General features: G+C 61.5%; 24 protein-coding genes. 11 read left to right on the top strand and 13 right to left on the bottom strand.

Translation table 11 applies throughout. From position 1 onward, the window contains the following. Positions 1-84 precede the first annotated feature (84 nt). Genes uvrA through E4631_RS04440 form a run of 4 tightly spaced genes read left to right on the top strand, consistent with a single transcriptional unit; the run spans position 85 to position 3963 of the window. Complete coding sequence (uvrA, locus tag E4631_RS04425; protein ID WP_133659849.1) at positions 85-2931, top strand: excinuclease ABC subunit UvrA; 2847 nt, start codon at positions 85-87, stop codon at positions 2929-2931. Positions 2932-2957: 26 nt separating this feature from the next. Next, positions 2958-3173, top strand: coding sequence for a DUF2281 domain-containing protein (locus tag E4631_RS04430; RefSeq protein ID WP_133659848.1), 216 nt, complete (start codon positions 2958-2960; stop codon positions 3171-3173). After that, on the top strand, positions 3173-3571 hold the full coding sequence (locus E4631_RS04435; protein WP_133659847.1) for a type II toxin-antitoxin system VapC family toxin: 399 nt from the start codon (positions 3173-3175) through the stop codon (positions 3569-3571). The genes E4631_RS04430 and E4631_RS04435 overlap by 1 nt, the downstream gene beginning before the upstream one ends. After that, positions 3568-3963, top strand: a complete 396-nt coding sequence (locus E4631_RS04440; protein WP_317129121.1) for a hypothetical protein — start codon at positions 3568-3570, stop codon at positions 3961-3963. Before E4631_RS04435 ends, E4631_RS04440 begins: the two co-directional genes overlap by 4 nt. A 3-nt stretch (positions 3964-3966) precedes the next feature. Here E4631_RS04440 and E4631_RS04445 read toward each other — a convergent pair whose 3' ends face one another. The 10 genes from E4631_RS04445 to E4631_RS04490 form a co-directional block, all read right to left on the bottom strand. After that, a complete protein-coding gene (locus tag E4631_RS04445; protein ID WP_133659845.1) occupies positions 3967-5103 on the bottom strand; it encodes a PepSY domain-containing protein in 1137 nt (378 codons plus the stop codon). A 54-nt stretch (positions 5104-5157) separates the two neighbouring features. Then, entirely contained in the window at positions 5158-7590 is a 2433-nt protein-coding gene (locus E4631_RS04450; protein WP_133659844.1) for a TonB-dependent receptor, read from the bottom strand. Between the two features lie 193 nt (positions 7591-7783). Beyond that, positions 7784-8566, bottom strand: coding sequence for a tryptophan synthase subunit alpha (trpA, locus tag E4631_RS04455; protein WP_133659843.1), 783 nt, complete (start codon positions 8564-8566; stop codon positions 7784-7786). Between the two features lie 110 nt (positions 8567-8676). Further along, on the bottom strand, positions 8677-9882 hold the full coding sequence (gene trpB / locus E4631_RS04460; protein ID WP_133659842.1) for a tryptophan synthase subunit beta: 1206 nt from the start codon (positions 9880-9882) through the stop codon (positions 8677-8679). 34 nt (positions 9883-9916) lie between these two features. Next, positions 9917-10555 carry a phosphoribosylanthranilate isomerase gene (locus tag E4631_RS04465; RefSeq protein ID WP_133659841.1) on the bottom strand — a complete coding sequence of 213 codons (639 nt, stop codon included), beginning with the start codon at positions 10553-10555 and terminating at the stop codon, positions 9917-9919. A 6-nt stretch (positions 10556-10561) separates the two neighbouring features. After that, positions 10562-11365, bottom strand: coding sequence for an indole-3-glycerol phosphate synthase TrpC (gene trpC, locus E4631_RS04470; RefSeq protein ID WP_133659840.1), 804 nt, complete (start codon positions 11363-11365; stop codon positions 10562-10564). Between the two features lie 209 nt (positions 11366-11574). Next, on the bottom strand, positions 11575-12570 hold the full coding sequence (gene trpD / locus E4631_RS04475) for an anthranilate phosphoribosyltransferase (RefSeq protein WP_133659839.1): 996 nt from the start codon (positions 12568-12570) through the stop codon (positions 11575-11577). 123 nt (positions 12571-12693) lie between these two features. Beyond that, positions 12694-13269 carry an aminodeoxychorismate/anthranilate synthase component II gene (locus tag E4631_RS04480; protein WP_133659838.1) on the bottom strand — a complete coding sequence of 192 codons (576 nt, stop codon included), beginning with the start codon at positions 13267-13269 and terminating at the stop codon, positions 12694-12696. A 161-nt stretch (positions 13270-13430) separates the two neighbouring features. Continuing rightward, the gene (locus E4631_RS04485; protein ID WP_133659837.1) at positions 13431-14873 is read right to left on the bottom strand and encodes an anthranilate synthase component I family protein; all 1443 of its coding nucleotides are present in this window, start codon (positions 14871-14873) and stop codon (positions 13431-13433) included. Between the two features lie 377 nt (positions 14874-15250). Beyond that, on the bottom strand, positions 15251-16087 hold the full coding sequence (locus E4631_RS04490; protein ID WP_133659836.1) for a S1 RNA-binding domain-containing protein: 837 nt from the start codon (positions 16085-16087) through the stop codon (positions 15251-15253). Between the two features lie 394 nt (positions 16088-16481). Here E4631_RS04490 and E4631_RS25790 point away from each other — a divergent pair, with 394 nt between their 5' ends. Continuing rightward, positions 16482-16784, top strand: coding sequence for an energy transducer TonB (locus E4631_RS25790; RefSeq protein WP_166648255.1), 303 nt, complete (start codon positions 16482-16484; stop codon positions 16782-16784). A gap of 26 nt (positions 16785-16810) precedes the next feature. On the opposite strand, the gene E4631_RS04500 is transcribed toward E4631_RS25790, so the two are convergent. Then, entirely contained in the window at positions 16811-18760 is a 1950-nt protein-coding gene (locus E4631_RS04500) for a hypothetical protein (protein ID WP_133659834.1), read from the bottom strand. Positions 18761-19009: 249 nt separating this feature from the next. On the opposite strand from E4631_RS04500, the gene E4631_RS04505 reads away from it, so the two are divergent. From E4631_RS04505 to rfbD, 5 genes are all read left to right on the top strand, one after another. Continuing rightward, a complete protein-coding gene (locus E4631_RS04505) occupies positions 19010-20278 on the top strand; it encodes a putative DNA modification/repair radical SAM protein (protein ID WP_133659833.1) in 1269 nt (422 codons plus the stop codon). A 96-nt stretch (positions 20279-20374) separates the two neighbouring features. Then, a complete protein-coding gene (locus E4631_RS04510) occupies positions 20375-20761 on the top strand; it encodes a hypothetical protein (protein WP_133659832.1) in 387 nt (128 codons plus the stop codon). Positions 20762-20816: 55 nt separating this feature from the next. Then, positions 20817-21038, top strand: a complete 222-nt coding sequence (locus tag E4631_RS04515) for a hypothetical protein (protein WP_133659831.1) — start codon at positions 20817-20819, stop codon at positions 21036-21038. A gap of 3 nt (positions 21039-21041) precedes the next feature. Beyond that, positions 21042-21977: a TIGR03915 family putative DNA repair protein gene (locus E4631_RS04520; protein WP_133659830.1), complete on the top strand. Its 936-nt coding sequence runs from the start codon at positions 21042-21044 to the stop codon at positions 21975-21977. A 57-nt stretch (positions 21978-22034) separates the two neighbouring features. Further along, positions 22035-22889 (top strand): dTDP-4-dehydrorhamnose reductase, encoded by an 855-nt coding sequence (gene rfbD / locus E4631_RS04525; RefSeq protein ID WP_133659829.1) that lies wholly within the window; start codon positions 22035-22037, stop codon positions 22887-22889. 135 nt (positions 22890-23024) lie between these two features. On the opposite strand, the gene E4631_RS04530 is transcribed toward rfbD, so the two are convergent. Next, positions 23025-24221, bottom strand: a complete 1197-nt coding sequence (locus E4631_RS04530) for an MFS transporter (RefSeq protein WP_133659828.1) — start codon at positions 24219-24221, stop codon at positions 23025-23027. A gap of 122 nt (positions 24222-24343) precedes the next feature. On the opposite strand from E4631_RS04530, the gene E4631_RS04535 reads away from it, so the two are divergent. Beyond that, positions 24344-24862 carry a GreA/GreB family elongation factor gene (locus E4631_RS04535; protein WP_133659827.1) on the top strand — a complete coding sequence of 173 codons (519 nt, stop codon included), beginning with the start codon at positions 24344-24346 and terminating at the stop codon, positions 24860-24862. Between the two features lie 139 nt (positions 24863-25001). Here the strand turns inward: E4631_RS04535 and E4631_RS04540 are convergent, their stop codons facing one another. Next, the gene (locus E4631_RS04540) at positions 25002-25928 is read right to left on the bottom strand and encodes an AraC family transcriptional regulator (protein ID WP_133659826.1); all 927 of its coding nucleotides are present in this window, start codon (positions 25926-25928) and stop codon (positions 25002-25004) included. Positions 25929-26156 lie beyond the last annotated feature (228 nt).

Below are 26156 nucleotides of genomic sequence, written 5' to 3' on the forward strand. Positions count from 1 at the left end.
TAGAGCCGGCTGCGGGCCCGCGCCAGGCCCGACCTTTACGCCCCTGCCGAAACCTTCCGCCCCAGTTGTGCGGTTAACCAGTTTATGTCCGACAATTCCGCTCTGCAAGTGGCCGCCCCGGCCCACGACGAAATCGACCTCCTCGACCCGCGCCAGTTTATCGTTATCAAAAACGCGCGCGTTCACAACCTTAAAAACCTGAGCGTGGCCCTGCCGCGTAATAAGTTTATCGTCGTCACGGGCCTCTCGGGTTCGGGCAAGTCGAGCCTGGCCTTTGATACGCTGTACGCTGAGGGTCAGCGCATGTACGTGGAAAGCCTGAGCAGCTACGCCCGGCAGTTTCTGGGCCGCATGGACAAGCCCGACGTGGACTACATCCGGGGCATTTCGCCGGCCATCGCCATCGAGCAAAAGGTCAGCATCAAGAACAACCGCTCGACCGTTGGCACGAGCACCGAGATTTACGACTACCTCAAGCTGCTGTTTGCGCGGGTGGGGCGCACGTTTTCGCCCGTCAGTGGCGCGCAGGTGCGCAAAGATTCGGTGGCCGATGTGGTCGATTATTTATTCTCCCTACCCCCCGATACGCGGGTGACGATATTGGCCCCTTTGTTGCGCACCGAGCCCGACCGGCCCATGAGCAAGGAGCTGGACTTACTGCTGCAAAAAGGCTACGGCCGCGTGGTGCTGGCCAGCGGCGAAAATGCGTTTATCGAAGACCTGGTGGGCGAGGGCAAGCCCGAAGTGACGGGCGATGTGTTCATCCTCATCGACCGCGCCGCCGTGCAGCCGGATGATGAAGACCTGCAATTTCGCCTCTCCGACTCGGTGCAAACGGCCTTCTTCGAGGGCCACGGCACCTGCATCGTGAAGCTCGACGACGAAACGCGCACCTTCTCCGACAAGTTTGAGCTGGACGGCGAAGTGTTCGAGGAGCCGAGCGTTAACTTCTTCTCCTTCAATAACTCCTACGGCGCTTGCCACACCTGCGAGGGCTTCGGCTCGGTGCTGGGCATTGACGAGGATTTGGTAATTCCCGACAAAAGCATGACGGTGTACGAGGGCGCCATCGCGCCCTGGCGCACCGAAAAGCAGGGCGAGTGGCTGAAGCCACTGCTGAAGAACGGCATCCGGTTCGACTTCCCCATTCACCGGCCCTACAACGACTTAAGCACCGCTGAGCAGCGCTTGCTTTGGACGGGTAACAAGTACTTTGAGGGCCTCGATGCCTACTTCAAGTGGGTGAGTGAGCAGACCCACAAAATTCAGTACCGGGTGCTGCAAAGCCGCTACCGGGGCCGCACCGTGTGCCCCGACTGCCGCGGCACGCGCCTGCGCAAAGACGCGCAGTATGTGAAAATCGACGGCCGTAGCATCACCGATTTGGTGCTCCTACCCATCTCCGAAGCACTCACGTTCTTCTCCACTCTGAGCCTGAGTGAGCACGACATGGCCGTGGCCGACCGCCTGCTGGCCGAAATTACCAACCGCCTGGGCTACCTCAACCGGGTAGGGCTGGGCTACCTCACCCTCAACCGGTTGAGCAATACGCTGAGCGGCGGCGAGAGCCAGCGCATCTCGCTGGCCACGTCGCTGGGCTCGGCGCTGGTGGGCTCCATGTATGTGCTCGACGAGCCCAGCATTGGCCTGCACCCCAAGGATGCCGAGCAGCTCATTGGCGTGCTGCGCTCGCTGCAAGAGCTTGGCAATACGGTAGTTGTGGTAGAGCACGAGGAGAAGATGATGGAGGCTGCCGACCAGATTATCGACATCGGCCCCGAGGCCGGTACCGGCGGCGGCAACCTCATGTTTCAGGGAACCTTCCCGGAGTTGATGCGTGACACCGAAACGTACACCGGCAAGTACCTGAGCGGGCAGATGGAAGTAGCAGTGCCCACTACCCGCCGCCCCTGGCGCAACGCGCTGGAGCTGACCGGCGCCCGCGAAAACAACCTCAAGAATGTGAGCGTCAAGATTCCGCTGGGCGTGATGACGGTGGTGACCGGCGTGTCGGGCTCGGGCAAATCGACGCTCATCCGGCGCATTCTGGCCCCGGCGCTGATGAAGATGCTGGGCGGCGGCGCGGGCGAAACCACCGGCAAATTCGACCGCCTGCTGGGCGTGAACGGCCAGGTAACGCACGTCGAGTTTGTGGACCAAAACCCCATCGGCAAGTCGTCGCGCTCCAACCCGGTGACGTATGTGAAGGCCTACGATACCATTCGGGCGCTGTTTTCGGAGCAGCCGCTGGCTAAGGCGCGGGGCTACAAGCCGTCGCACTTCTCGTTCAACGTGGAGGGCGGGCGTTGCGAGGTGTGCCAGGGCGAAGGCCAGGTGAAAATCGAAATGCAGTTCATGGCCGACATCTACCTGACCTGCGAAAGCTGCGGCGGCCACAAGTTCAAGCAGGATATTCTGGAGATTAAATTTCAGGACAAGAACATCTTCGAGGTGCTCGACCTGACGGTGGAAGAGGCCGTAGAGTTCTTTAAAGGCCAGCCCAAAGTGGCCGAGCGCCTGCGCCCGCTGCTCGATGTGGGCCTGGGCTACATCCGCCTGGGGCAGTCGGCCAACACGCTCAGCGGCGGCGAGGCCCAGCGCGTGAAGCTGGCCAGCTTCCTCACCAAAGGCGCTACGCTACAGCAAGATAAGATTTTATTCATATTTGATGAGCCCAGCACCGGCCTGCACTTTCACGACATTGCCAAGCTGCTCTCGGCGCTCAATGCGCTGGTAGAGCAGGGCAATTCGGTGCTCATCATCGAGCACAACGTGGACATCATCAAGTGCGCCGACTGGCTCATCGACCTCGGCCCCGAGGGCGGCATCAACGGCGGGCACCTGCTCTTCGAAGGCACGCCCGAGCAGCTGGTAAAGCTTAAGGACACCAACCACACGGCCCGGTTTCTGGCCGATAAGGTGGCAGGGTAGTAACTTGAAAACAAAAAACAGAAGCTATGACTACGGAAGCTCAAAAGCAGGAAGTAATAGCCGCCATCAAGCAAGTGGAGGATGAGGCCCTGTGGCAGCAGCTTAAGAATTTACTGGTTACGGCTGCTATGACCCATAACACAGCCAAACCACGGGCCCCTTTGGGTTTTGCCCGAGGAACGGGTGTTTGGATGGCCGATGATTTTGATGAGCCGTTAGAGGATTTCGCCGATTATATGTAATGGCTGACTATCTGCTTGATACGCATACGCTATTGTGGTATGCGGGAGCCGACCCACGGCTGCCTTCCGCTATTAGCCAGCGCATTGCCGACCCGACTGTGCGTGTAGTGGTCAGTCGGGCATCGCTTTGGGAAATAACCATCAAGGAAAGCCTCGGTAAGCTGATTTTGTCGCAGCCTTATGCACAGTGGATGCAGACGCTGCGAACGTACGATTTTTATTTTCTAGAAATCACGGACGCGCACCTGCTAACGCTCAGCGGCCTACCCGCCGTGAAAGACCACCGCGACCCGTTCGACCGCCTGCTCATCGCCCAGGCCCTGACCGACGACCTGACGCTGATGAGCCGCGACGGGAAATTTGGCGAGTACGCGGGCCTGAAATTACAATGGGCATGAAGCCCAAATACCTCGCCCTTGGCGCCATTGTCCTGCTGCTGGGCTGGTTTGTGTTCGACTCGCTGAGCCAACCGGGGGTAGGGGACCTGAAAGGTGGTTTTCAGGAGGTGGCCCTGTACCGCAACGAGAACAATACCGGACCCATCGTGCGGGTGTATGCCGTGACGGTGGCCGACACATTGTGGCAGCAGATGCGGCAATACGGCGATTTGATGCCCTACACCAAGTATGGCAACACGAAGGTGTACTTCTTCCGCCAGGGGCAGCCAGTGCCCAAGGTGGTGCGACCGGGGGAGGTCAACTTTGAGGCTGAATTCAACTCGAATTGCCTGGCCAAATACGAGAAGGAAGTGATGGGCAACGTCACACTTGCGCGCTACCCCCTGCGGTAGGCGCTACGCGGCCGTGGTGAGCACCTGCCGGCGCTTGGGCTGCTTGTGGCGGCGGCCCCACCATAGTAGCGTGCCCGTAATGGGCAGGCTGGCCGCGAGCAGGCTCACGAGGAAGGCCACGATTTTGCCGCCTAGGCCTAAAAGCTGGCCCGTGTGCAGGTCGTAGTTGAGGTCGCCGAGCTTCTTGCCGTTGCTCTTGGTGGCGTGGGGTAGGGCCCGCAGCAGCTGGCCCGACACGGGGTGGAAGTAGTACTCGTCGCGGTGGTAGTAGTGCAGCGCCTTTTGGTAGGTGAGGCAGTAGAGCGGCTGCTGGCTGCTGGCGGCTGGCACGATTACCACCATATCGGCGGTGGGCGAGTGCTGGCGCACCTGCGCGTAGGCCACATCTACCAGCGGCTGGGTGGCGGCGGGAACCGTGGCCAGGGTATCGACTGCGGGCGGAGCTTCTTCGAGGGGGTAGTGCTGGCCCACATTGGCCACTGTGCTGGCCGCTTGCAGCCACGAGCCAAAACTCATAAACAAGCCCGTGAGGGCGATGATGAACGCGCCGGCCGCGATGTAAAAGCCCAGCACCTGGTGCAAATCGTAGTTGAGCCGCCGCCACTTGGCGCTCCACTTAACGGTGAGGCGCTGCTTGCGCTCGTGCTTGCGCTTGGGCCACCACAGCGCCAGGCCGGTACCCAGCATCACCAAAAAGATGGCGATGGCGATGCCCACTACCCACTCGCCCACGGCGGGCGGCAGCAGCAGGTACATGTGCAGGTCCTGCACGATGGTAAAGAAATCGGTAGCTAAATCCTGCTCGTGCAATACCCGGCCAGTGAACGGGTTGAGCGAGGCCAAGTAGTTGCCGCCGGCTTTGTCGGTAAAGTACACCGTGGCCGAGCGGCCGGGGCCGTAATACGTAGTGTAGGAGGGGGTAGCGCCGGGGTGGCTGGCCACTACGGCCGCCAGCAGGCGCGAGGGGGGTAGGGGCGCGGCGCGGGCAGGCGCCACTACTAGCCGCCACGGCTGCGTGGCATCCCGAATTTCGTCCTGAAATGTGAAGATGGCCCCCGTTAGGCTTACCACAAAGACTATCAGCCCCGAGCCGAGGCCGAGCCACAGGTGCAGATTGTTGATAGCTTTTTTGAAGGTCATGCAGATGCGGGGGGGTAGTAGCCCGGACTCATAGCGTCCAGGCTACGGGTTGGTTTAAAACTTGAACGCCACCTGGCCGATAATGCTGCGCAGCTTCTGCGGGTTCATCGAGCCGTAGCCAACCCAGTAGTGCTGGTCGGTGAGGTTGTCCATTTTTACCGCGAGGCGGTAGCGGGGCTGGTCGTAGAAGGCGCTAGCGTTCAGCACCACGTAGCTGGGCAGCGTAAACTGACCATTGTTGGCATTGTTCACCACCATATTGTCGCTGGCGTAGTTGCCGCCGGTGCCCAGGCCCAGGCCTTTGAGCGGACCGTTGGGGAGGCGGTAGCTGAGCCAGAGGTTGGCCAGAACGGGCGAACCGGCCGTGCTGGGGCGGCGGCCTTCGGTAGCGGCTACATCGTTGAGTAGTTCGGCGTGGTTGTAGGCAAAGCCAGCCACCACGTTGAAGCCCAGAAAAGGGTTGGCTACCACGTCTACTTCTACGCCGCGGCTCACTTGCTCGCCGCTCTGCACCTGGGCAAAGAGGGCTGCCCCGGCCGGGTTAGAGTCGGTGCGCAGAATGTGCTGAACCCGAATATCGTACACGCTCAGCGTGGCGGTGAAGCGCCCACCCAGGCGGTCGAATTTCACGCCGGCCTCTACCTGGTTGGCCCGCTCCAGCTTGGCCGTGATGGGCGCGGTGAGGGTATTGGTGGCGGCGTCGTAGCCGTAGTAGGTGCCCCGGTTGGCGAAGGAATTCTGGTAGTTGGCAAATACCGACAGCTGCTCGGGCACCAGCTGGTACACGGCCCCAAACTTGGGCGACGCCGCCGTTTGGTTGAAGCCAGTGTTGGCCCCGTCGGCGCCTTTGTTGGCGAAGCGGTCGACCCGCACGGCGGCCAGCACGTTGAAGCGGTCGGTTATATTCAGTACATCCGAGACGAAGGCGCTGTAGGTATTCGTCTCATTATAAATCGGATACGTGTAGCCGGGTGCCTGCGTAGCGTACAGTTGGGTCATGTTGGCCCCGTTGAAGGTGCTGTAGTCGAAGCCCGAGTTGATAGCCGGCGTGGCAAACGTGCTGCCGAAGAAAAACTGGTCGTTGCGAACGTGCAGAAAGTCCAGGCCCAGCACTACGCGGTTGCGCATAGTACCCAGCTGAAAATCACCATTAAACAGCTGCTGCATCTGCACCAGGCAGCCGCGGCTGTCGCGCGTCGATTGGTCGGATAGGGCGAGCAAATCCTGGCTGGCTACCCCCGGCGTAGCCCCGGCCGTGAGGCCGATATAGGGCCCAAAGCCATTGGAATAGCTGCGGCTCGTGGCGAAGTTGGTAGACGAGCGGAACGCCGGCGAGAGCTGGTAGTTTATCTGCCCAAACAGGTTGGTGGCCCGGCTGGCCGTCCACAGCCCCGAGCCGGTATACGACTTGCGGTAGTCCACGGGCACTTGGTCGGCCCGGTCAAAGCCAAGCTGGTTGAGGGGGGCATTGGGGAAAAAGAAGGTACGGCCCGTGGCCGTGGCCCACTGAAACTCGCCGTCGAGCGTGATGCTAAGCTTGTCGGTGGGCCGGAGGGTGAGGGTAGGGGCCAGCGCGTAGGAGCGCCGGAAACCAATGTCCTGGAAGCTGTTTTCGTAGTTCCAGGCCCCGTTCACGCGGAATAATACCGTCTTGGCATTATTGAGCGGCGTGTTCACATCCAGCGCCACGCGGTTGAAGTTGTAGCTGCCGCCCGAGTAGCTTACCTCGCCCCCGAAGTTGTCGTAGGCTTTTTTGGTGACGCGGTTCAGCAAGCCACCATAGGTAGAGAGCGCGCTGCCGTAGAGCGTGCCCGACGGCCCTTTAATCACTTCCAGCTTTTCGAGATTAGCCGCATCAATGGAGGTAGACACGTTGCCTACCAGGCCGTTGCGCAGCTGCGCCTGCGTTACGAAGCCGCGCATGGTGTAGTAGCTGCCGCCGTCGCCGGCGCGGTCCGTCGACTCCCACATGCGCTGAATGCCGGGCACGTTGCGCGTGGCATCGTCGGCGGTGAAAACGAGCTGCTCGGTCAGCAGCTCCTTGGTTACGGTGCTGTACACCTGGGGGTTCTCTACGTTTTTGAGCGGCATCTTGGCCACGTCTACGCTGTTGGTGCGGCTAAACTTGTTGGTGCGGCCGCCATTCACCACTACTTCTTTCAGCTCGGCGGCGCTCTCGGTGAGCGAAAAGTTGGCGGTGGCCGTTTGCCCGGCCACTACGGTCACGCGTTGCTGCTCGGTTTTGAGCCCCAGCGCCGATACCACCAGCGTGTACTGCCCCGGTGCCACCTGCCGCAGCTGGAAGCGGCCCTGTTCATCGGTAATGTCGCCCTGCGGCAGCCCTTGCAAGCCCACGCTCACGGCCTCGGCCGCGCCGCCCGCGCGATTGGTAATGCGGCCCCGAATGCTGCCCGTGGCCTGCGCCCAAGCGTGGCCGGCGTAGCCAACGAGTAAAAATAGAAAAAGCAGGTAGCGTGACGTAAGCATGAGATTATTTAGACAAAATCTAAAGAGCCCGCAAAGGAACAACTCAAACCACTCAGCCTCAAAATTTATTTAGAATTAATCCAGATTAATTTGCAACGCTCCTGACCTGCCAAACCACGAAAAAGCCCCGTTTGGGTGCGGAAGCGCCGAAGCACTCTGCACCCAAACGGGGCTGAAAAACAGGCGGTTGTGCCTAAGGCCGAATGCCGGCCACAAACTCCTTGATGGCGGTTGCCTGCCCTTGGGCTGGTGTGTTTTGCAGCAGCCGGATAAACGCGCTGCCGATAATGGCCCCCGTGGTATGCCGGCTGGCCGCCGCGAAGCTGGCCGCGTCGCTGATGCCGAAGCCCACGAGCGTGGGGTTGCGCAGGCCCATTGCCTTGGTGCGGCTGAGGTAGGCGTCCACGTCGGCGTTCATGTCGGTTTGGGCGCCGGTGGTGCCAGCGGCGGCCACCAGGTAGATGAAGCCATCGGCCAGCCCATCGAGCTGGCGCACGCGGGCCGGGCTGGTCTGGGGCGTTACCAGGAACACCACTTGCAGGCCGTGCTTTGCAAACAGTGCCTTGTACTCGCGCTCGTACACTTCGAGTGGCAGGTCGGGCAAAATCACGCCATCGACGCCCGTTGCCTGGCACTGCTGGCAAAACTTCTCGATGCCAAACTGCACCACCGGGTTGAGGTAGCCCATGAGCAGAATGGGTACCGTAACGCCTTGCTGGCGAACGCCTTGCAGTTGCTCAAATAGCGTGGCCACGGTCATGCCATTGTCGAGGGCCTGCTGATTGCTTTTCTGAATGGTTTCGCCGTCGGCCACGGGGTCGGAGTACGGCATGCCGATTTCCACAAGGTCGGTGCCCGCCTCTTGCAACGCATGCAGAATAGGCACGGTATCAGTAAGCTGCGGGAAGCCGGCCGTGAAATAGACGTTGAGGACGTCGGCGGTTTTGTGCTGGAATAGGGTAGTAAGGCGGTTCATGATGTGGATATGTTTCGCACAGAGTTAAAGAGAGGAAAAGGGAGTTTCACGGAGAAAGTACAACTCTGTGAAACTCCCTTTTCCTCTCCTTAACTCTGTGTTAAAAAACGTTAAGAATACTCTTCCAGGTGCTTAGTATAAGTGGCCAGGTCTTTGTCGCCGCGGCCCGAGAGGCAGACCACCACCACATCGTCCTTCTTCGCCCCGATGAGGGGTAGGCAAGCCAGCGCGTGGGCCGTTTCGAGGGCCGGAATAATGCCCTCCAGCCGGCTGAGCTGAAACGCGGCATCGAGCGCCGCCTTGTCAGTAATCGAGATAAACTCGGCCCGCCCGGTGGCAAACAGCTGCGCGTGCTGCGGCCCAATGCCGGGGTAATCGAGGCCCGCCGAGATGGAGTAGGGCTCCGTCACCTGGCCGTCTTCGGTCTGCATCAGAATAGTGCTGGCCCCGTGCAGGATGCCTGGCTTACCCAGCGCCGTAGTGGCGGCCGAATGGCCGGTGTCGACGCCCTGGCCGGCGGCCTCAGCGGCAATGAGGCGCACGCCGGGCTCGTCGAGGTAGTGGTAAAACGCGCCCGCCGCGTTGGAGCCGCCGCCCACGCAGGCCAGCACAAAATCGGGGGTAGCACGGCCGGTTTGCTCCAGAAGCTGGCTGATAGTTTCGGCCGAAATGATGGACTGGAACCGGGCCACCATATCGGGGTAGGGGTGCGGGCCCACTACCGAGCCGATGATGTAGTGCGTGTCGGTGGGGTTCGAAATCCAGTGGCGCATGGCCTCGTTGGTGGCGTCTTTCAGGGTTTGGCTGCCGCTGGTGGCGGGCACCACTTTGGCCCCGAGCATCCGCATGCGGTCCACGTTGGGCTTCTGGCGCTCAATGTCGATGGCGCCCATGTACACAATGCACTCCAGGCCCATGAGCGCGCACACGGTAGCCGTGGCCACGCCGTGCTGGCCAGCACCGGTTTCGGCCACAATTCGCTTTTTGCCAAGCTGTTGCGCCACCAGTATCTGGCCGATGGTGTTGTTGATTTTGTGCGCGCCGGTGTGGCACAAATCCTCGCGCTTCAGGTAGATAGTGGTGCCAATCTCAGCCGAGAGCCGCTGGGCCAGAAAAAGGGGGGTAGGGCGCCCCGCAAAGTCGCGCAGTAGCTGCTTAAACTCGCTCTGAAACTCGGGGTCCTCAATGATTTTGAGGTAGTTATCGCGCAGCTCCTCCACGTTGGGATAGAGCATTTCGGGCACGTAGGCGCCGCCGAAGGGGCCGTAGTAGCCGCTGGCATCGACGCGGTAGGGGGAGGGGGCAGTGATAGTCATACGTAATGAGCAGTGGGCAATTAGCAATAAACAGTTAGTAGTCAGCGCGCTGCTCGTGCAGGCGGGTTAGGAGCTGGCCGGCAGCCTCCACGTCTTTTAGGCCGGGGGAAATCTCGAGCAGGCTGTTGAAGTCGTAGCCCGCCAGCTGCGGGTGGTGAAAGCGCAGCAGCTCATCGATATTGGCCGGGCCCAGGCCGCCGCTCAACAAGAAGGGGGTAGGGCCCTGGTAATTGGCCAGCACGCGCCAGTCGAAAGTCTGGCCGTTGCCGCCGCGTTGCGCGCCTTTGGTATCAAACAAAAACAAGTCGCACAACGGCTCGTATTCTGCTAAAGTGCTGAAATCAAACTGCTCATCTACCGAAAAAGCCTTGATAATCCGAAGGCCTTGGTCGTGTACGGCGCGGCAATAAGCCGGCGTTTCGTGGCCGTGCAGCTGTACGTAGTCGAGGCTGTAGCGGGTAGTAGTGGCCAGCAACTCGGGCAGCGGCGCATCCACAAATACGCCCACTTTGGCCACGGACTCGGGCAGGCTGCGCAGCACCTCCGTCGAGAGCTTATCGGCGACAAAGCGCGGCGACTTATCGTAGAAGATAAATCCCAGAAAATCGGGATTAAAATCGGCAATGGCCAGAATGTTGGCCGCCTCACGCATGCCGCAGATTTTAACTTGCATAGCTACTTAAGAAGCAACTGCCCCCGATAGTTCGGCCACCAGCCCGGCAAGGGCCGCCGCGGGGTCGGTAGTTTTCATAAACGTTTCGCCAATCAAAAAGCCCTGGTAGCCCGCCTGCCGCAGCGCCAGAATGGTGCTGGCGTGCTGCAAGCCACTCTCGGCCACTTTCACAAACGTGCTGGGAATGAGGGCCGCCAGCCGCGCCGACGTTTCCACATCGGTCGCAAACGTGGCCAGATTGCGGTTGTTCACGCCCACCAAATCCACGCTGTGGGCCAGGTGGCTGCGCAATTCGGCTTCGTCGTGCACCTCCAGCAGCACTTCCAGCCCCAGCTCGTGCGCGTACTGGCTGAACTGCACCACCTCGGCCGGCGTGAGGCAGCTGGCAATGAGCAGGATAAGGTCGGCCCCCAGCGCCCGCGCCTCAGTTATCTGGTATTCGCTGATGATGAAGTCCTTGCGCAAAATCGGCGTGCCGGGGCAGGCCGCCCGCGCCGCCCGCAGGTCATCGGCCGTGCCGCCAAAAAACGGCTCATCCGTGAGCACCGACAGCACCGCCGCGCCCGCCGCCGCGTAGCCCGCCGTGGTGGCGCCCGCCTCAGCCGTGCCGTTTATCACGCCCTTGGACGGCGAGCGCCGCTTAAACTCGGCAATAATGCCCGACGAGCCCGCGGCCGTGAGCGCCGCCCGCGCCGAGAGCACAGGGCGGGTGAAGGGGGGTAGGGCTTGCAGCGCAGCCAGTGGCGTAGCCGCCTCGCAGCGGGCTACTTCCTGGCGCTTTTCGGCAATGATTTTATCGAGGATAGTCATGATATTTTGAGACTGCGCAGGCGGGGCGCCTCACCCCCCGGTCCCCTCTCCGAAAAGGAGAGGGGGAGCCGAGACGGCGCTGGAGAAGTCAATGGCTTAAAAATTCAAAGTGCTTAAAATGGTTTTTCGGGCGAAGTGATTATTTTTCGTTTGGCTCCCCCTCTCCTTTTCGGAGAGGGGACCGGGGGTAAGGCGCCCCGTCCGCGCCGTTAGCTCAACGCCAGCAGCTTCTCAAACGCGGCTCGCGCCCGGCCGCTGTCCAAACTCTCGGCGGCCATTGCCAGCCCCTCGGCGGCATCGGCGGCGCGGCCGGCGGTGCGCAGGGCCAGCGCGGCATTGGCCAGCACGGCGTTGCGGTGGGCAGCGGGGGCCTCGTTGCGCAATACTTTTTGGAAAATATCCGCCGCCTCGGCCACCGTGTCGCCCCCAAACAGGGACTCGGGTGTAGTCTGCGGCAAGCCCAAGTCGCTGGGCGACAGTAATTCCTCGCCCTGCCGGCTGATGAGCTTCACGGGCCCGGTCAGCGATACCTCGTCGTAGCCGTCGAGGCTGTGCACAATGAGGAATTCCCTACCCGCCTCCTGCTGGTGCAGGTAGGCATAGAGGCGCGCTAGCTCTAGGCTGAACACGCCTACCAGCTGCAGGCGCGGCCGGGCGGGGTTCACCAGCGGCCCCAGCATATTGAAGAACGTCTTCACGCCCAGCTCCTTACGCAGCGGCGCCACGTTCTTCAGGGCCGGATGAAACAGCGGTGCGTGCAGAAAACAGATATTGGCCTCATCGAGCTGGCGCCGTAGCGCGTCGTTGTCAGCCGTAAATTTTACGCCCATGTGCTCCAGCACCGTGCTGCTGCCGCTGATGCTCGACACGCCGTGGTTGCCGTGCTTGGCCACCGGCTGGCCCGCGCCGGCCACTACGAAGGCCGACAAGGTGGAAATATTGAACGTGTTGCGGCCGTCGCCGCCGGTGCCGCACACGTCCATCGCATCGACGCCGCCGAGGTCCACAGGGCGGCACAGCTCCAGCAGCGCGTTGCGGAAGCCGGCCAGTTCCTCCACCGTCACGCTACGCATGAGGTACACGGTGAGGAAGGCGGCAATCTGGGCCGGGTTGTACTGGCCCTGGGCGATGCCCAGCACCACGCGGTGCGCCTCATCCTGGGGCAGCGTGCGGTAAGCAAAGAGGTGGTTGAGCGTGTCTTTCAAGAAAATAGCTTGTTTACAACGTCATGCAGACCGAAGGGAAGCATCTCGTGTGGTGTAGTAATTAATAGTAAGCAACGAAGCGAGCGAGATGCTTCCCTTCGGTCTGCATGACGTTCGGGTTTCTCACCCATTCACCCAATTCGCCAGCATAGTCTTACCGTGCTCCGTCAGCACCGACTCGGGGTGAAACTGTACGCCCAGCACGTCGTAGTCGCGGTGGGCGAGGGCCAGCACCTGGCCATTCTCATCGAGGGCCGTGATGCGCAGCTCGGCCGGCACGCCCTCGGGCGCGATGGTCCAGGAGTGGTAGCGGCCCACGCGCACGTTGTCGGGCACGTCGTTGAAGAGGCGATTGTCGGCCGCGTCGGGTGTCTGGTGCAGGGTGTGGGCCACGCCGTGGTGCACCTCGCCGAGGTTAGCGAGCTGGCCACCAAAGGCTTCGCCAATGGCCTGGTGGCCCAGGCACACGCCCAGAATGTGCTTGGTCGGCGCGTAGCGCTTTATCAGTTCAGGCATAATACCCGCTTCGCTCGGAATACCGGGGCCGGGCGAGAGCAAAATGTGAGAGTACTTATCGACCTCATCGAGGCTGATTTTATCATTGCGAAACACGTCCACTTCCTGGCCCAGCTCGCGCAGCATGTACACGAGGTTGTAGGTGAAGGAGTCGTAGTTGTCGAGAACCAGGATATTTTTCATTTAACAATTAACAGTTATCAATTAACAATGGTGGGGCGCGGCCGCCGCTTGTCATGCAGACCGAAGGGAAGCATCTCGCAAGGGATAGTAACTTCTGCCGCCTGCAACGAAGCGAGCGAGATGCTTCCCTTCGGTCTGCATGACGGGCTGCTACCTGCTTATTACACCTTTTCCGCCTGCTGCATAGCCGCCCGCAGCGCGCCCAGCTTATTATGCACCTCCTGCAATTCGCTGGCGGGCACCGACTTGGCCACTACCCCCGCGCCGGCTTGGTAATACAGCGTATTGTCCTTGCTGAGGAAGGTGCGAATCATGATGGCGTGGTTGAAGTCGCCGCCGAAGTCGAGCGCGCCGATGCAGCCGCCGTAGAAGCCGCGCTGGGTGCTCTCATACTCATCAATGAGCTGGATGGCGCGGTACTTGGGTGCGCCCGAGAGCGTGCCGGCCGGGAAGGTTTCGCCCACCACGTCGAGCGGCTCGGTATCAGGACCAAGCTGGCCCACTACCTTGGAAACCAGGTGAATAACGTGCGAGTAGTACTGGATTTCCTTGAAGCGCTCCACGGCCACCACGTCGCAGCGGCGGCTGAGGTCGTTGCGGGCCAGGTCCACGAGCATCACGTGCTCGGCGGTTTCCTTGGGGTCGTTGAGTAGCTCCTGGGCCAGGCGGGCGTCGGCCGCGTCGTCGCCGGTGCGTCGGAAAGTGCCGGCGATGGGGTAGAGCACCGCCTGGCCCTTGTTCACCACAATCTGCGATTCGGGCGAGGAGCCGAAAATCTTGTACCCGCCGTAATCAAAAAAGAACAGGTAGGGCGACGGATTGAGCGAGCGCAGCGCCCGGTACACGTTAAACTCGTCGCCCTGAAAACCCTGCTGGAAGCGGCGCGACAGCACAATCTGAAACACGTCGCCGCGCTGGCAGTGGTGCTGCCCCAGCCGAATCAGCTCCAGGTACTCGGCATCGGTGGCATTCGATGTTTCCTCGCCGGTGAGGTGAAACGCGTGGGTCGCAAAGTTGCGGTTTTGGATGAGCGTCTCGATGTAGTCGAGCGTATCGGCTACCGGCTCTTCACCTTCGGCCAAATACTGGTGCTCAAACAGATACAGCTCATCCTTGAAGTGGTTGATGGCGATGACGTAGCGAAATGCCTGGTACACGATGGCCGGCACTGTGCTGGCGCCGGGCTTGTCGCGCAGGGCTACATCCTCAAAATACTGCACCGCCTCGTAGGCCATGTGCCCAAACAGCCCATTGGTAATGAACGGCAGCCCCGACGGCGCGGCCGGCTGGAAACTGCTCCGAAACTCCCGCAACTGCGTCAGCGCCTGGCGCGGGTCGGCCAGCGTGATAGTGCTGGCCGGCTGGCCGGGCCGCTGGGTGGTCAGCTGGTGCTTGTCCAGCTCAAAGCGCGCTACTGGGCTGAAGCAGAGGTAGGAAAAGCTGTTGTTGTTGCCGTGGTAGTCGGAGCTTTCAAGCAGCAGCGTGCCCACAAACTGGTCGCGCAGGCGCAGGTACAGACTCACTGGCGTGAGCGTGTCGGCCAGCAAGCGGCGGTGGCGGCTGTGGACGATAGTGGCGGTAGAAGTAGCAGTGGCGGCCGGCATGGCGAGGAAAGACGGGGGTAGGGGACAACAAAAAAGCCCGCTGCGGTGAGCAGCGGGCTTGGAGAATCTCTAAGGGTTCAACCAACTTATAATGCCTAATGCTCAGCCTCTTGGGAAGGTTGAGTGCCACCAGCTTTGCGAAACGGTTGCGACGAAGGACATGAGTTAGGGTCGGTTTGCGGGGGCAAAGGAACGACGGTTTTTTGAAAAAGCAAATTTCCGAGACAGATTTATTTGCGTTCGGTAAGCTTGCCAAAAAATATAGCTATCAAAACAAAAAAAAACGTCATGCTGACGAAGCAAGCATCTTGGGCGCATCACTGAACGATACCTGACAAGATACTTGCTTCGTCAGTATGACGCTCTTTATGTGTCCTTTATTCGGCCACTACCAGCCGGGTTTCCTCCGGCCCCAGCTTTATCAAACCTTGTTTGTAGAGCGAGCCAAGGGCTTTTTTGAATACTTTTTTGCTCATGCCGAGGCGGCGGTACACGTCGTCGGCCAGGCTCTTATCGCCGAGGGGTAGGCGGCCGTCGGGGCGTTGCTTGAGGGCGGCCAGCACAATGGCGGCGGCACTTTCCACCTCATCGTAGCCGGCCTGGCCGAGGCGCACATCGAGCTTGCCATCGGGCCGAACCAGGCGCAGGTGACCGGGCAGCAGCTCGCCAATGCGCAGTGGCCGAAATACTTCATTCGAATAAAGCAGGCCGGCGTGTGTGCCGTTTACAATGACGGAGTAGCCGAGTGGTGTTTCTTCGGCGATGAGCACCTGCACGGTTTCGCCTAGGGCGCCCACGAAAGGCTCGGGGCTGAGAAAGCGCTGCCACTTGGCCGAGGCCACCAGGCGGTCGGTAGCCTCGTCGAGGTACACGTACACCAGCACGCGGTCGCCCACACGCACGTCCTGGCGCTGGTTGGCGTGGGGCAGCAGCAGGTCTTTTTCGAGGCCCCAGTCGAGGAAGGCGCCGGGCGCGCCTACGTCGCGCACGGTGAGCGCGGCAAAGCTGTCGACCACCGCCAGCGGCTCTAAGGTGGTGGCAATGAGACGGTCTTCGGAGTCGCGGTATACAAACACGCGAATGGTGTCGCCGACGTGCGCGCCCACCGGGCGGTACTTCTCGGGCAGCAGTAGGTCGCCGTCGTCGCTGGTCAGGTAGAAGCCGATGCTGACTTCGCGGGCTATTTCGAGGTCGTTAAAATCGCCGAGACGCATAAAGGGAAAGAGCGGTACACGCCATGAGTTAAGGTACTGCGAAGGTAGGGCCGCTTAGCGCGGCCTGGCTCAGCAAGCTAAAACCAGGATTTTTTAGCACCTTCGGGGGAATCGTGGCTTTGTACGGAAAAATACTATAATCATTGCCAAAAATCGGTTAAATTTGATAGACGAAACCCTATTGTCTTCGTGAGGATTATATTTTCTTTAACTTATGACTAGCCGTTTTATACCCTGCCTTCTAGTGCTTATAGGATGCTCAGCCGGCTTTGCGCAGGCCCAAAGTTCCGCCCGCCTGACGCTGGCATCGGCGGCGGCGCTACCCGCTAGCGTTGCGTCCGCAACTGTAGCGGCCCCTACCCCCAGTCTCCCGTTCAGGTCCGATTCTATTTTCGTGAATCCGGAGGTGCGGCCGCAGTTTGTGGGGGGCGAGGCGGGGCTGCGCCAGTACCTGATGAAAAACCTGCGCTACCCCGAGCAGGCACTGCGGCAGCACGTCAGCGGCAAGGTGTACGTGCGCTTTATTCTCAACGCTGCGGGGCGCGTCACGGATGCTTCGGTGGTGCGCGGCCCCGGCAGTGGCCTCAATGAGGAAGGCCTGCGGCTGGTGTGGATGATGCCGGCCTGGCAGCCCGCCCACCAGCGCGGCCAGGCCGTGCGGGTGTCGTGCACGCTGCCCATCACGTTTCAGGAATAAACGGCGCCCTACCCCCATTATCGGGCCTATTGCGTGCCGTACTGCACCACGCTGGGCTGCCCGAAGCTGAAATCGCTGAAATTATACGAGTCGCGGTTGGTTTCGAAGAGCCGCAGGCCGTTGGCGCTGAGCTGGCCGCGGGGGTAGTAGCCCAGCAGGAATTGGAACGTGCGCAGCACCGTGAGCTCGTTGCGGAAGCGCAGGCCCAGGCCGAAGCCGGTGTAGGGCGCATTGCCGCCGAAGGGCGAGCCGCCGCCGATGCGCTCGTTTACCATGGCCAGGTCGGCGAAGGCCAGTACTGCCACCCGGAAGCCCAGCAGCGACAGCGGCGTGTACACGGTGCCCTCGTAATTGGCCAGGAAGCGGCTGGTGGCCAGTATCTGGCCCGTGGGCTGGAAGCCCCGCACGCCGTCGGGGTTGCTATTGACGCCGCTCAGCAGCACCTCGGCGGGGTAGCGGTTGAAGCCCGCCGTCACGCGGGCGTTGAGCAGGTGGCGGCTCTGATAGTTGCCCACCTGGTAGCGGCGCGTAAAATAGAGCACCTGCCCGCTGAGCAGGCCCTGCTCCCAACCCCCGTCGTTGATGCGCTGAAACGTGCCAAAATCAAGGCTGCCGTAGAGGTAGCCCTGGCGCTCGGAGTAGCCCGCGCCCGCAATACGGGCGTCGATGTAGCGGCGCGAGCCCACGGCATTAGTCTCGTAGCCCGCCGTGAGGCTAAGTAGCGTGCCCGCCGGCACGTCTTCGGTGCGGCCAAAGCCAAAGAGGTATTTATCCTTGTAATAGCGCCGCACCGAGTAGCCCACCGAGCCCAGAAAGATGGTGCGGGTGCGGTCGTCGGGGGTGTTGGCGGGGTTGGTGGTGTGGTGCTCGTTGATGACGCTGCCCGCCACGATGAGGCGGCCGGGGTTTTCGTAGCCCAGGTCGTAGGAGCGCAGGCGCAGGGCGCGCCCCACCCACAGCGTCTGGCTGGTGTAGGAGCGCACCTGAAAGTTAGGCTGCTGGTCGGGCAGCGGGGGCGCGTCGCGCGGCAGCACTAGGCGAATGTTAAATACATCAGATGTAAATGCACCGGCCCAGCGCACGCTGGGCGAGTAGAAGTCGCGCCGCACCGACACCCCACCCGAGTGCGACTCAAACTCATTGTAATAATGTCCCTCGGCATATACGAAGTTGCGAAACGGCACCTGGTAATTAGCCTCGTAGCCCCAGGTTTGCGGCAAGTCGCGGCCGTACTGGTAGCGGTTGCTGAGCTGGTGGCCCAGGCCCAGGAAGTTCTGGTCGCCGGCCGTGACGATGGCCTGCCCCGGCCCGCCGCGCAGCTCGTAGCCCCCCGTGATGCTGAATACGTCGGTAGTATACACCAGGATATCCACGCTGTCGCGGGTGGCGGTTTGTTCATTCACCAGCACGCGGGCGTCGAGTATCTCGTTGGTTTGGCGCAGTAGGCGCTCGCTTTCGGCCAGGGCCTGGGGTAGCAGCGGCTGGCCGGGCCGAAACAGCAGCACCTGCCGAATGCGCGAGCGAGCCGTGCGGATGTGTATTGCATTGCCCGACTTTTCGAGGAAGGTGCGGGGCTGGCGCAAGGAGTCGTTCAGGCTGTAGCCGAAGGCATCGAAGGGCGTGATAGTGACGCGGCGCACAATCTTGAAGTTGTGCTGGTCAAACTGCCGGTTGAGCAGCACCGCGTCGAGGCCTTGCTGTTCCTGCCGGGGCTTGGTAAGGCGAAAAAAGGCCGCCAGCGCCCTGCCCGCAATGGTGCCGCGCCGGGTGTAGCGCTCCAGGTTCAGGCGCACGCGGGCCTCATCGAAGCGGCGGCCCAGCGAGTCGGCGGGCACTGCCTCGGTGCTTTCCGCGGCGTGCAGCGAATCGGGCGGCACGGCCACGCGCGGGGTAAACTCTTGCGCGCACACCCGGCCCGGCCCGCTCAGTAGCAAGCCTACAACTATTAAACACAGGATAAAAAAACTACGCGGCATGGGGCACGGCGGCACTATGCGCAAGTTACGGCGGGCCGCGCGCGGCAGGGCCCGGCTTGCGCCCTAGCCCAACGCTGCCCCCCTTGCCAAGGTATGGTGCTGGCAGAGGGGGGTAGGGAAAATAAGCCATTAAATGCCGCGCCATACAGCACGGGCGCGGAAACTTTTTCTAAAAAAATTAGCTTATCAAAAGCTTGCCAATTTCACTGGCTGGCGCTACTTTTACCCCCGTCAAACGACCTCTTGCCGATGAACGAGCGCATTCAGGAGAAGCTAAGCATCTTAGCCGACGCCGCCAAGTACGACGTGTCGTGCAGCAGCAGCGGCGGCAAGCGTAAAAACGAGCAAAAAGGCCTCGGCAATGCCGAGGGCATGGGCATCTGCCACAGCTTTACGGAGGATGGCCGCTGCGTGAGCCTGCTCAAGATTCTGCTCACCAACCACTGCATCTTCGACTGCGCCTACTGCGTGTCGCGCCGCTCGAACGACGTGAAGCGCGCCGCCTTCACGGTGGACGAAGTGGTGGACCTCACCGTCAACTTCTACCGCCGCAACTACATCGAAGGTCTGTTTTTGAGCAGCGGCATTTTCAGCAGCCCCGACTACACCATGGAGCGCCTGGTGCGCATTGTGAAGAAGCTGCGCACCGAGCACAATTTCAACGGCTACATCCACGTCAAGACTATCCCCGGCGCCTCGCCCGAGCTGATTCAGGAAGCCGGCCTGTATGCCGACCGCCTGAGCGTGAACATCGAGCTGCCCTCCGAGCTGGCCCTGCAGAACCTGGCCCCGGAGAAGAATTACGCCGAAATCCTGACCCCAATGGCCCAGATTCGGGATGGCATTATTCAGAATAAAGAGGAGAAGGCGCTGTTTAAGAAGGTGCCGCAGTTTGCCACCGCCGGCCAGAGCACGCAGCTCATAGTGGGCGCCAGCGATGAGAATGACTTACAGATAATCAAGCTTTCCGACTCGCTCTACCAGGGCTACGGCCTCAAGCGGGTGTACTACTCGGGCTACGTGCCCATTACCGACGATGCGCGCCTGCCGCAGGTGACCCAGCCGCCGCTCGTGCGCGAGCACCGGCTGTACCAGACCGACTGGCTGATGCGCTTTTACGGCTTCGAGGCCGACGAGATTCTGGACCCCGCGCACCCGTACCTCGACCTCGAAATCGACCCCAAACTGGCCTGGGCCTTGCGCAATCGCCACCTGTTTCCGGTGGATGTGAACGTGGCCGACAGGGCCCTGCTGCTGCGCGTGCCGGGGGTAGGGGCGCGCTCGGTCGAGCGCATTGTGCAGGCGCGGCGCTTCACCTCGCTCACGGCCGAGCACCTCGGCCAGTTTGGGGTGGTGATGAAGCGGGCGCGGCACTTCCTCTCGGCGCGGGGCCTGGCCCCGGCCGCATTGGGCGAGCTGGATTCGCAGCAGGTGCGCCGCCAGATTTTGTTCGGCGGCAAAGCCACCCGCTCGGCCCTGGTCACGCAGCAGCTCGATTTGTTTGCGCAGGTGGGGTAGCAGGCAGGTGGCCGTAGTTGGCAAGGCTATTGATGCCTAACTGTCTGACTTAAAGACTTATATTTTTCCTCAACAGCCTTCAAGCCAGCCTCACGCGTGAAAATTTTTCTGTTTGCCAGCGTAGCCTTGGGCCTGACCAGCTGCCTCAATGTGCCCGACACCACGTGCGAAAGCACTGTGGTAGAACCTGTGCTGAGCGCCACGGGGCCCAAAACCGTGGCCATCAACCAGCCCGCTACTTTCGCGCTGGCCTATCAGGCGCAGAGTGCCTGCGGCAAGCTCAGCAACGTGGTCGAGTCGACAGTGGCCACCCCCAACACCCGCGTGATAGGCATCAGGGTGAATTACACTGGCTGTAACTGCCCCCAAACCACTATTCCCTCGCAGGCCAGCTACACTTTTCAGCCCACCCAGGCGGGCACCTACTACTTACAGTTTGTGGTTGCCAACGGCTATCTTACCGATACGCTGGTGGTGAAGTAGTTATCCATAGTTAGCATGCCCGGCCGCGGTGGTCGGGAAAACCCGGTCCAACTCCATGCAAATCTCTCATCGCGCTCCGGCCGTCGCGTCGGCCCCTGCCTCGCTCGTCGCCGAACCGTTGGTAGCGCTCCTCAGCCCTACCCTCTTTGCAGCCGATAAAGCCCCGCGCCTCTCGTGCTGCTGCCGCCTCTCCGAGCTGCTGCCGCTGGTGCGTCAGCTGCACGATGCTGCCCGGGCGGCTCAGCAAGCCGCCGAGCAGCCCGGCGTAGCTGCGTAGCCCATGTCGTCGTCGCTGACGCCGCTGCGCCGGGCTGCTACCGGGGGGGTAGGGCCGGTAGCCCCGCGCCCCGCCGCGCCCGAGTTGCGCAACCCGCCCGCCGATTACACCTACGACGGCTCGTTTGAGGGCCTGCTCACGGTGCTGTTTCGGGTGTATGACCGCAAGTCGGCGCCCAATAGCATTCAGCCTGAAGGGGCGGCGCAGGGCGGCTTGTTTGCCCAGGTCGTAGTCATTGCCACCGACGAAACGCTGGCCACCCGCACCTGGGACGGCCTGCTGCGCTTCATGCCCGAGCCGGCGCGGGCGCGGCTCTACCACGTTTTTTTAAGCGAAGACTCTGAGCGCGAGCTGCTCATCTTCCGCTACGCCGATATGGCTCTGCGGGCGGGCCGTGACATTTCCGAGAACTACGCCGATGCCACCGTGCGCCGCATGCAGCGCCTGGCCCAGCAGCTTTTCCGCGAGAAGCACCGCATGGAGGCTTTCGTGCGTTTCGAGAAGGCGCAGGATGGCCTGTTTCACGCCACTATCGAGCCCGATTTCGACGTGCTGCCGCTCATTGCCAGCCACTTCACCAAGCGCTACGCCGACCAGCGCTGGCTCATTTTTGACAAGAAGCGCCGCTACGGGCTCTACTACAACCTCACCCACACCGACATCGTGGAGTTTGAAACCGCTGGGCCTACCCCCCGCCGCGGCGAGGTTTCGGCCACGGTGCTTGACGAGCGTGAGCCGCTGTTCAAAATTCTCTGGCAGGCGTATTTCGACCACGTCAACATTCCCGAGCGCAAAAACATCAAGCTGCACCAGCGCCAGATGCCCAAGCGCTACTGGAAATACCTGAGCGAAAAGCAGCCCCGCGAGCGCCGCTTCGAGCCCATCAAGAACAAGCGCCCGGTAACGCCGCCGCCTGCCTCCCCGCTGCTGGAGGGGTAGGCGGCGGGGTTTGCTTCCCTAACTTGCGGGCCGAACACAATCGCTCAACAGATTTAGATGAAGACTACGCTGGTTTTTGGGGCCTCGGGCCAATTGGGACAGTGCCTGACGCACGTGGCAAATGAGAAGAACCTGGCCGGGCTGGTTTTTCCGCCCGAGGCGCAGGCCAACATCCTGGACCCCGCCGGCCTGCGCACGCTGTTTGAGCAGCACCAGCCCGCCTACGCCATCAACTGCGCCGCCTACACGGCCGTAGACAAGGCGGAGGACGAAGTAGAAATCGCCCGCAAAGTCAACCGCGACGGCGTGGAGAACCTGGCCCGGCTCTGCGGCGAGTTTGGCACCGTGCTCATCCAGATTTCGACCGATTTCGTGTTTGCCGGCACCGGCAACCAGCCGCTAATCGAAACCGACGAGGCCGCGCCCATCAGTGTCTACGGCCTCACCAAGCTGGAGGGCGAGCAAGTCATTCCGGCGCTTACCAGCCAGTATTTCATCCTGCGCACCAGCTGGCTCTACTCCGAGTTTGCGGGCAATTTTGTGAAAACCATGCTCAAGCTGGGCCGCGAGCGCGACGAGCTAAAGATTATCTGGGACCAGACGGGTACGCCCACCTACGCCATCGACCTGGCCGGCTGCATCCTGCACATCGTGGAAAGCCAGAGCACCGCCTACGGCATCTACCACTACAGCAACGAGGGCGTGACCTCGTGGTACGACTTCGCCACGGCCATCTTCGAGCTGAGCCACACGGCGGTAAAAACCTTTCCCATCCGCACTGCCGAGTACCCCACTAAAGCCACCCGCCCCGCCTTTTCGGTGATGGATAAGAGCAAGATAAAGCAGACGCTGGGCGTGACTATTCCGCACTGGCGCACCAGCTTGGCGACTTGCTTGGAGAGGTTGGGGTAGGAAAGGTTGCTGCTTTAAAAAAAAGGACGTCATGCCGAGTTTGCCGAGGCATCGCTACCGCTTCATCCAACGATGCGGTAGCGATGCCTCGGCAAACTCGGCATGACGTCCTTTTTTTAAAGCTAATGCTTATTGCTACCGCCCATAGCTGCGGTGAATGGCCAGCGCCAGCGCCACAAACGCGCCGCCCACGGCGCACACGCCGGGCCAGCCAAAGTGCGTCCAAGCTAGGCCGCCAACCACCGAACCGATGGAGCCGCCCGTGAAATAACCCGTCATGTACACTGTATTGAGGCGGCTGCGGGCCTCGGGGCGCAAGGAAAATACGAGCGTCTGGTTGGAAATGTGGGCCGACTGCACGCCCACATCGAGCAGGATAACGCCTAGCACCAGCCCGGCCAGGTAGCCGCCGCCTACCCCCAGCAGCAGGTACGAAGCCAGCGCCAGCACCAGGCCCACCGTGATGGCGTAGCTCGGCCCACGCTTATCGGCCAGGCTACCGGCCAGCGGCGCGGCCAGCGCGCCCATGGCCCCCACCAACCCAAAAAAGCCCGCTACCTCGCTGCCGTAGCCATAGGCCGGGCTTTCGAGGTAAAACACGAGGGTAGTCCAGAACACGCTAAACGCGGCAAACACGCTGGCGCCCACCAACGCCGAGCGCCGCAGCGGTGGCAGCTCACGCACCAGCGTGCCCAGCGAGCGCATCAGCGAAGCATAGGTGCCCGTGAAGGTGGGCCGGTCCTGGGGCAGGCGCCAGGCCAGCAGTGCCACCAGGGCCAGCATAATACCCGCCGCGCCCCCAAATACCATGCGCCAACCCAGGTGCGCCCCCGCGTAGCCGCTCACCGTGCGCGATAGCAGAATGCCAATGAGCAGCCCGCTCATAATGCGCCCCACAATGCGGCCGCGGTCGGCCTCGGGGGCCAGGTGCGCGGCCATAGGTAGCAGCAGCTGCGGCACCGCCGAGCACATGCCGATGAGCACGCTCGCCACCGCCAGCAGCGCAAAGGTGGGCGCCAGCGCCGCACCACCCAGACACACGGCCGCACCTACCAGCATCCAGAGGATGAGGCGCTTGCGCTCCAGCATGTCGCCGAGCGGCACTATGAGCAACATGCCCAGGGTGTAGCCGACTTGGGTGGCGGTAGCGGCCAGCGTAGCCTGGCTATCCGGAATGTGAAACGTGTGCCCAATAGCGGCCAGCAGCGGTTGGTTGTAGTAAATATTGGCCACCACCAGGCCGCAGGTGAGGGCCATGAGCCAGACCAGGGCGGCATCGAGGTGGCGAACAGAGGGGGTAGGGATAGCAGGCGGGGCAAGTAACTCAGACATGTGGGGTAGGCGAACGAATCGGGATATCAGTAGCGGCGAAATAGCGTGGGTTAACTCCAAACCACCCGCCAGGGTTATGCTTCAGCTTCGCAACCTGCCCGCCCGGCCTGCGTTTGCCAGGTATGAGCCGAGGATTTGTAAAAGAGGATGATGCCCAAACGCCGCCCATCGTGCCGCCACGCGCCGCGCTGCCGCCCGGCACCCCCAACTACGTGACGCCCAGCGGCCTGGAGCAACTACGTATCGAGTTGGCTGAGCTCGAAGCCACCCGCCCCGCCGCCGATGCCGACCACACCAACGATACCGACCGCACCTACCGCCTCTCGCTGCTCAACGGTCGCCACGCGCTGCTGGCCGAGCGCCTGGCCAGCGCCCGCGTGGTAGACCCCACCACTCAGCCGCCGGGCGAAGTGCGCTTCGGCGCCGCCGTCACGCTGCGCACCGTGCAGGGGGGTAGGGCGGGTTTTGAGCGCACCTTCACCATCGTGGGCGTCGATGAGGCCGACATCGCGCAGGGCAAAGTGGGCTTTGTGGCGCCCATCGCGCGGGCTGTGCAGGGCGTCAAGCTGGGCCAAAAGGTGACGCTGCACCTAGGCCCGCAAGCCGAAGTGGTGGAGGTGACGGCCATCAGTTATAATTGAAATCGTAATGGCGTAACCCTTCATTTTGTCATTGCGAGCGGAGCGTGGCAATCGCACCCGAACGATGCCCGCGCCGGTCGTTCCGCTAACTCGTTCAGGTGCGATTGCTTCGCGTTGCTCCCAATGACAAAATAGCTGGTCACACCAATTGCTTCTTGTACGCCCCCGGCGTGATGCCCTCATACCTTTTGAACAGCGCCTGGAAATACGACAGGTTATTGAAACCCGCTCGCAGACATACTTCAGCCACGCTGGCCAGCGGCTGGCGCAACAGGCGCTTGGCCTCGGCCAGCCGCTCGCGCACGATGTACTCGACTGGCGTCAGCCCAAACTCGCGCTTGAACAGGCGGAAAAACGTAGCCTTGCTCATGCACGCCAGCGCGCTCAGCTTATCTACCGACAGGTTTTCGGCCAAATGTGCTTTGATGTAGTGCACCACGGCCGCAAACGGATGCGTCGTCAGGTGCCGGGCGTAGTCGTGAAAAATTAGTGCGCGGGCCTGGGTCTGCATCAGGCGCACTAGCAGCTCTTGCAGGGTGAAGCCAGCTAGCACATCCTTGGCCGCGTCGGTGGTGCGCGACACGGCCACCAGGCGCTCCAGGGTGCCGGTCAGCTCGGGCGTGTTGGTGAGGTGCGCATACTCGGGGCCGGCCACCGCCCAGGGCGTATGCGCCTCGGCGCGGGGGTAGCGTTCGTTCAGTAAATCAATGGTTTGTCGAATGGTATCGGACGCGATGGCCACGGCCAGGCACTGCGTGGGCTGGCACAGGCACGCCTCGGGAAAGTCAATCTCCATTAGCTCATCCTCGCCTACCACCACTGTTTCGCCGGGCAGGTAGTCGAAGGCCGGGCGGTCGGGCAGGTGCATCACTTTCTTACCCCGCAGCATGGTAGTGAGCGCCAGCCCATCGAGGCGCAGCGGCACGCGCAGCGCGGCTTGGTGCGTTTCAAAGATGTTCAGCTCAAACCCATCGAGAGCGAAAACCGTGCGGTTCTCGACCAGCGAATGCAGCCGATTCAGGGCAAGCGGCGGAATGGCGGCGGGCAAATGAACGCGGGTGGGCATGTTGATGAATTAGGAGTTAAAAGTTATGAATTAGGAGTTGGAAAAGGCAAGGTGCCTTGCTCTCAACTCCTATATTTTTAATTCATAACTCATAACTCTCCGATGAGGTGAGTAACGACTTACTAACGCAAGTTGCGGCAATTTCGACATTTTTTGCGACAATACCACATCTGTTAGAGTGGGGTAGAGAGCCACCTTTGTTCTGTTTCCCAATCTCTTAAAATTCCC

This window comes from Hymenobacter sp. UV11, from assembly GCF_004684095.1.
Lineage (GTDB): Bacteria > Bacteroidota > Bacteroidia > Cytophagales > Hymenobacteraceae > Hymenobacter.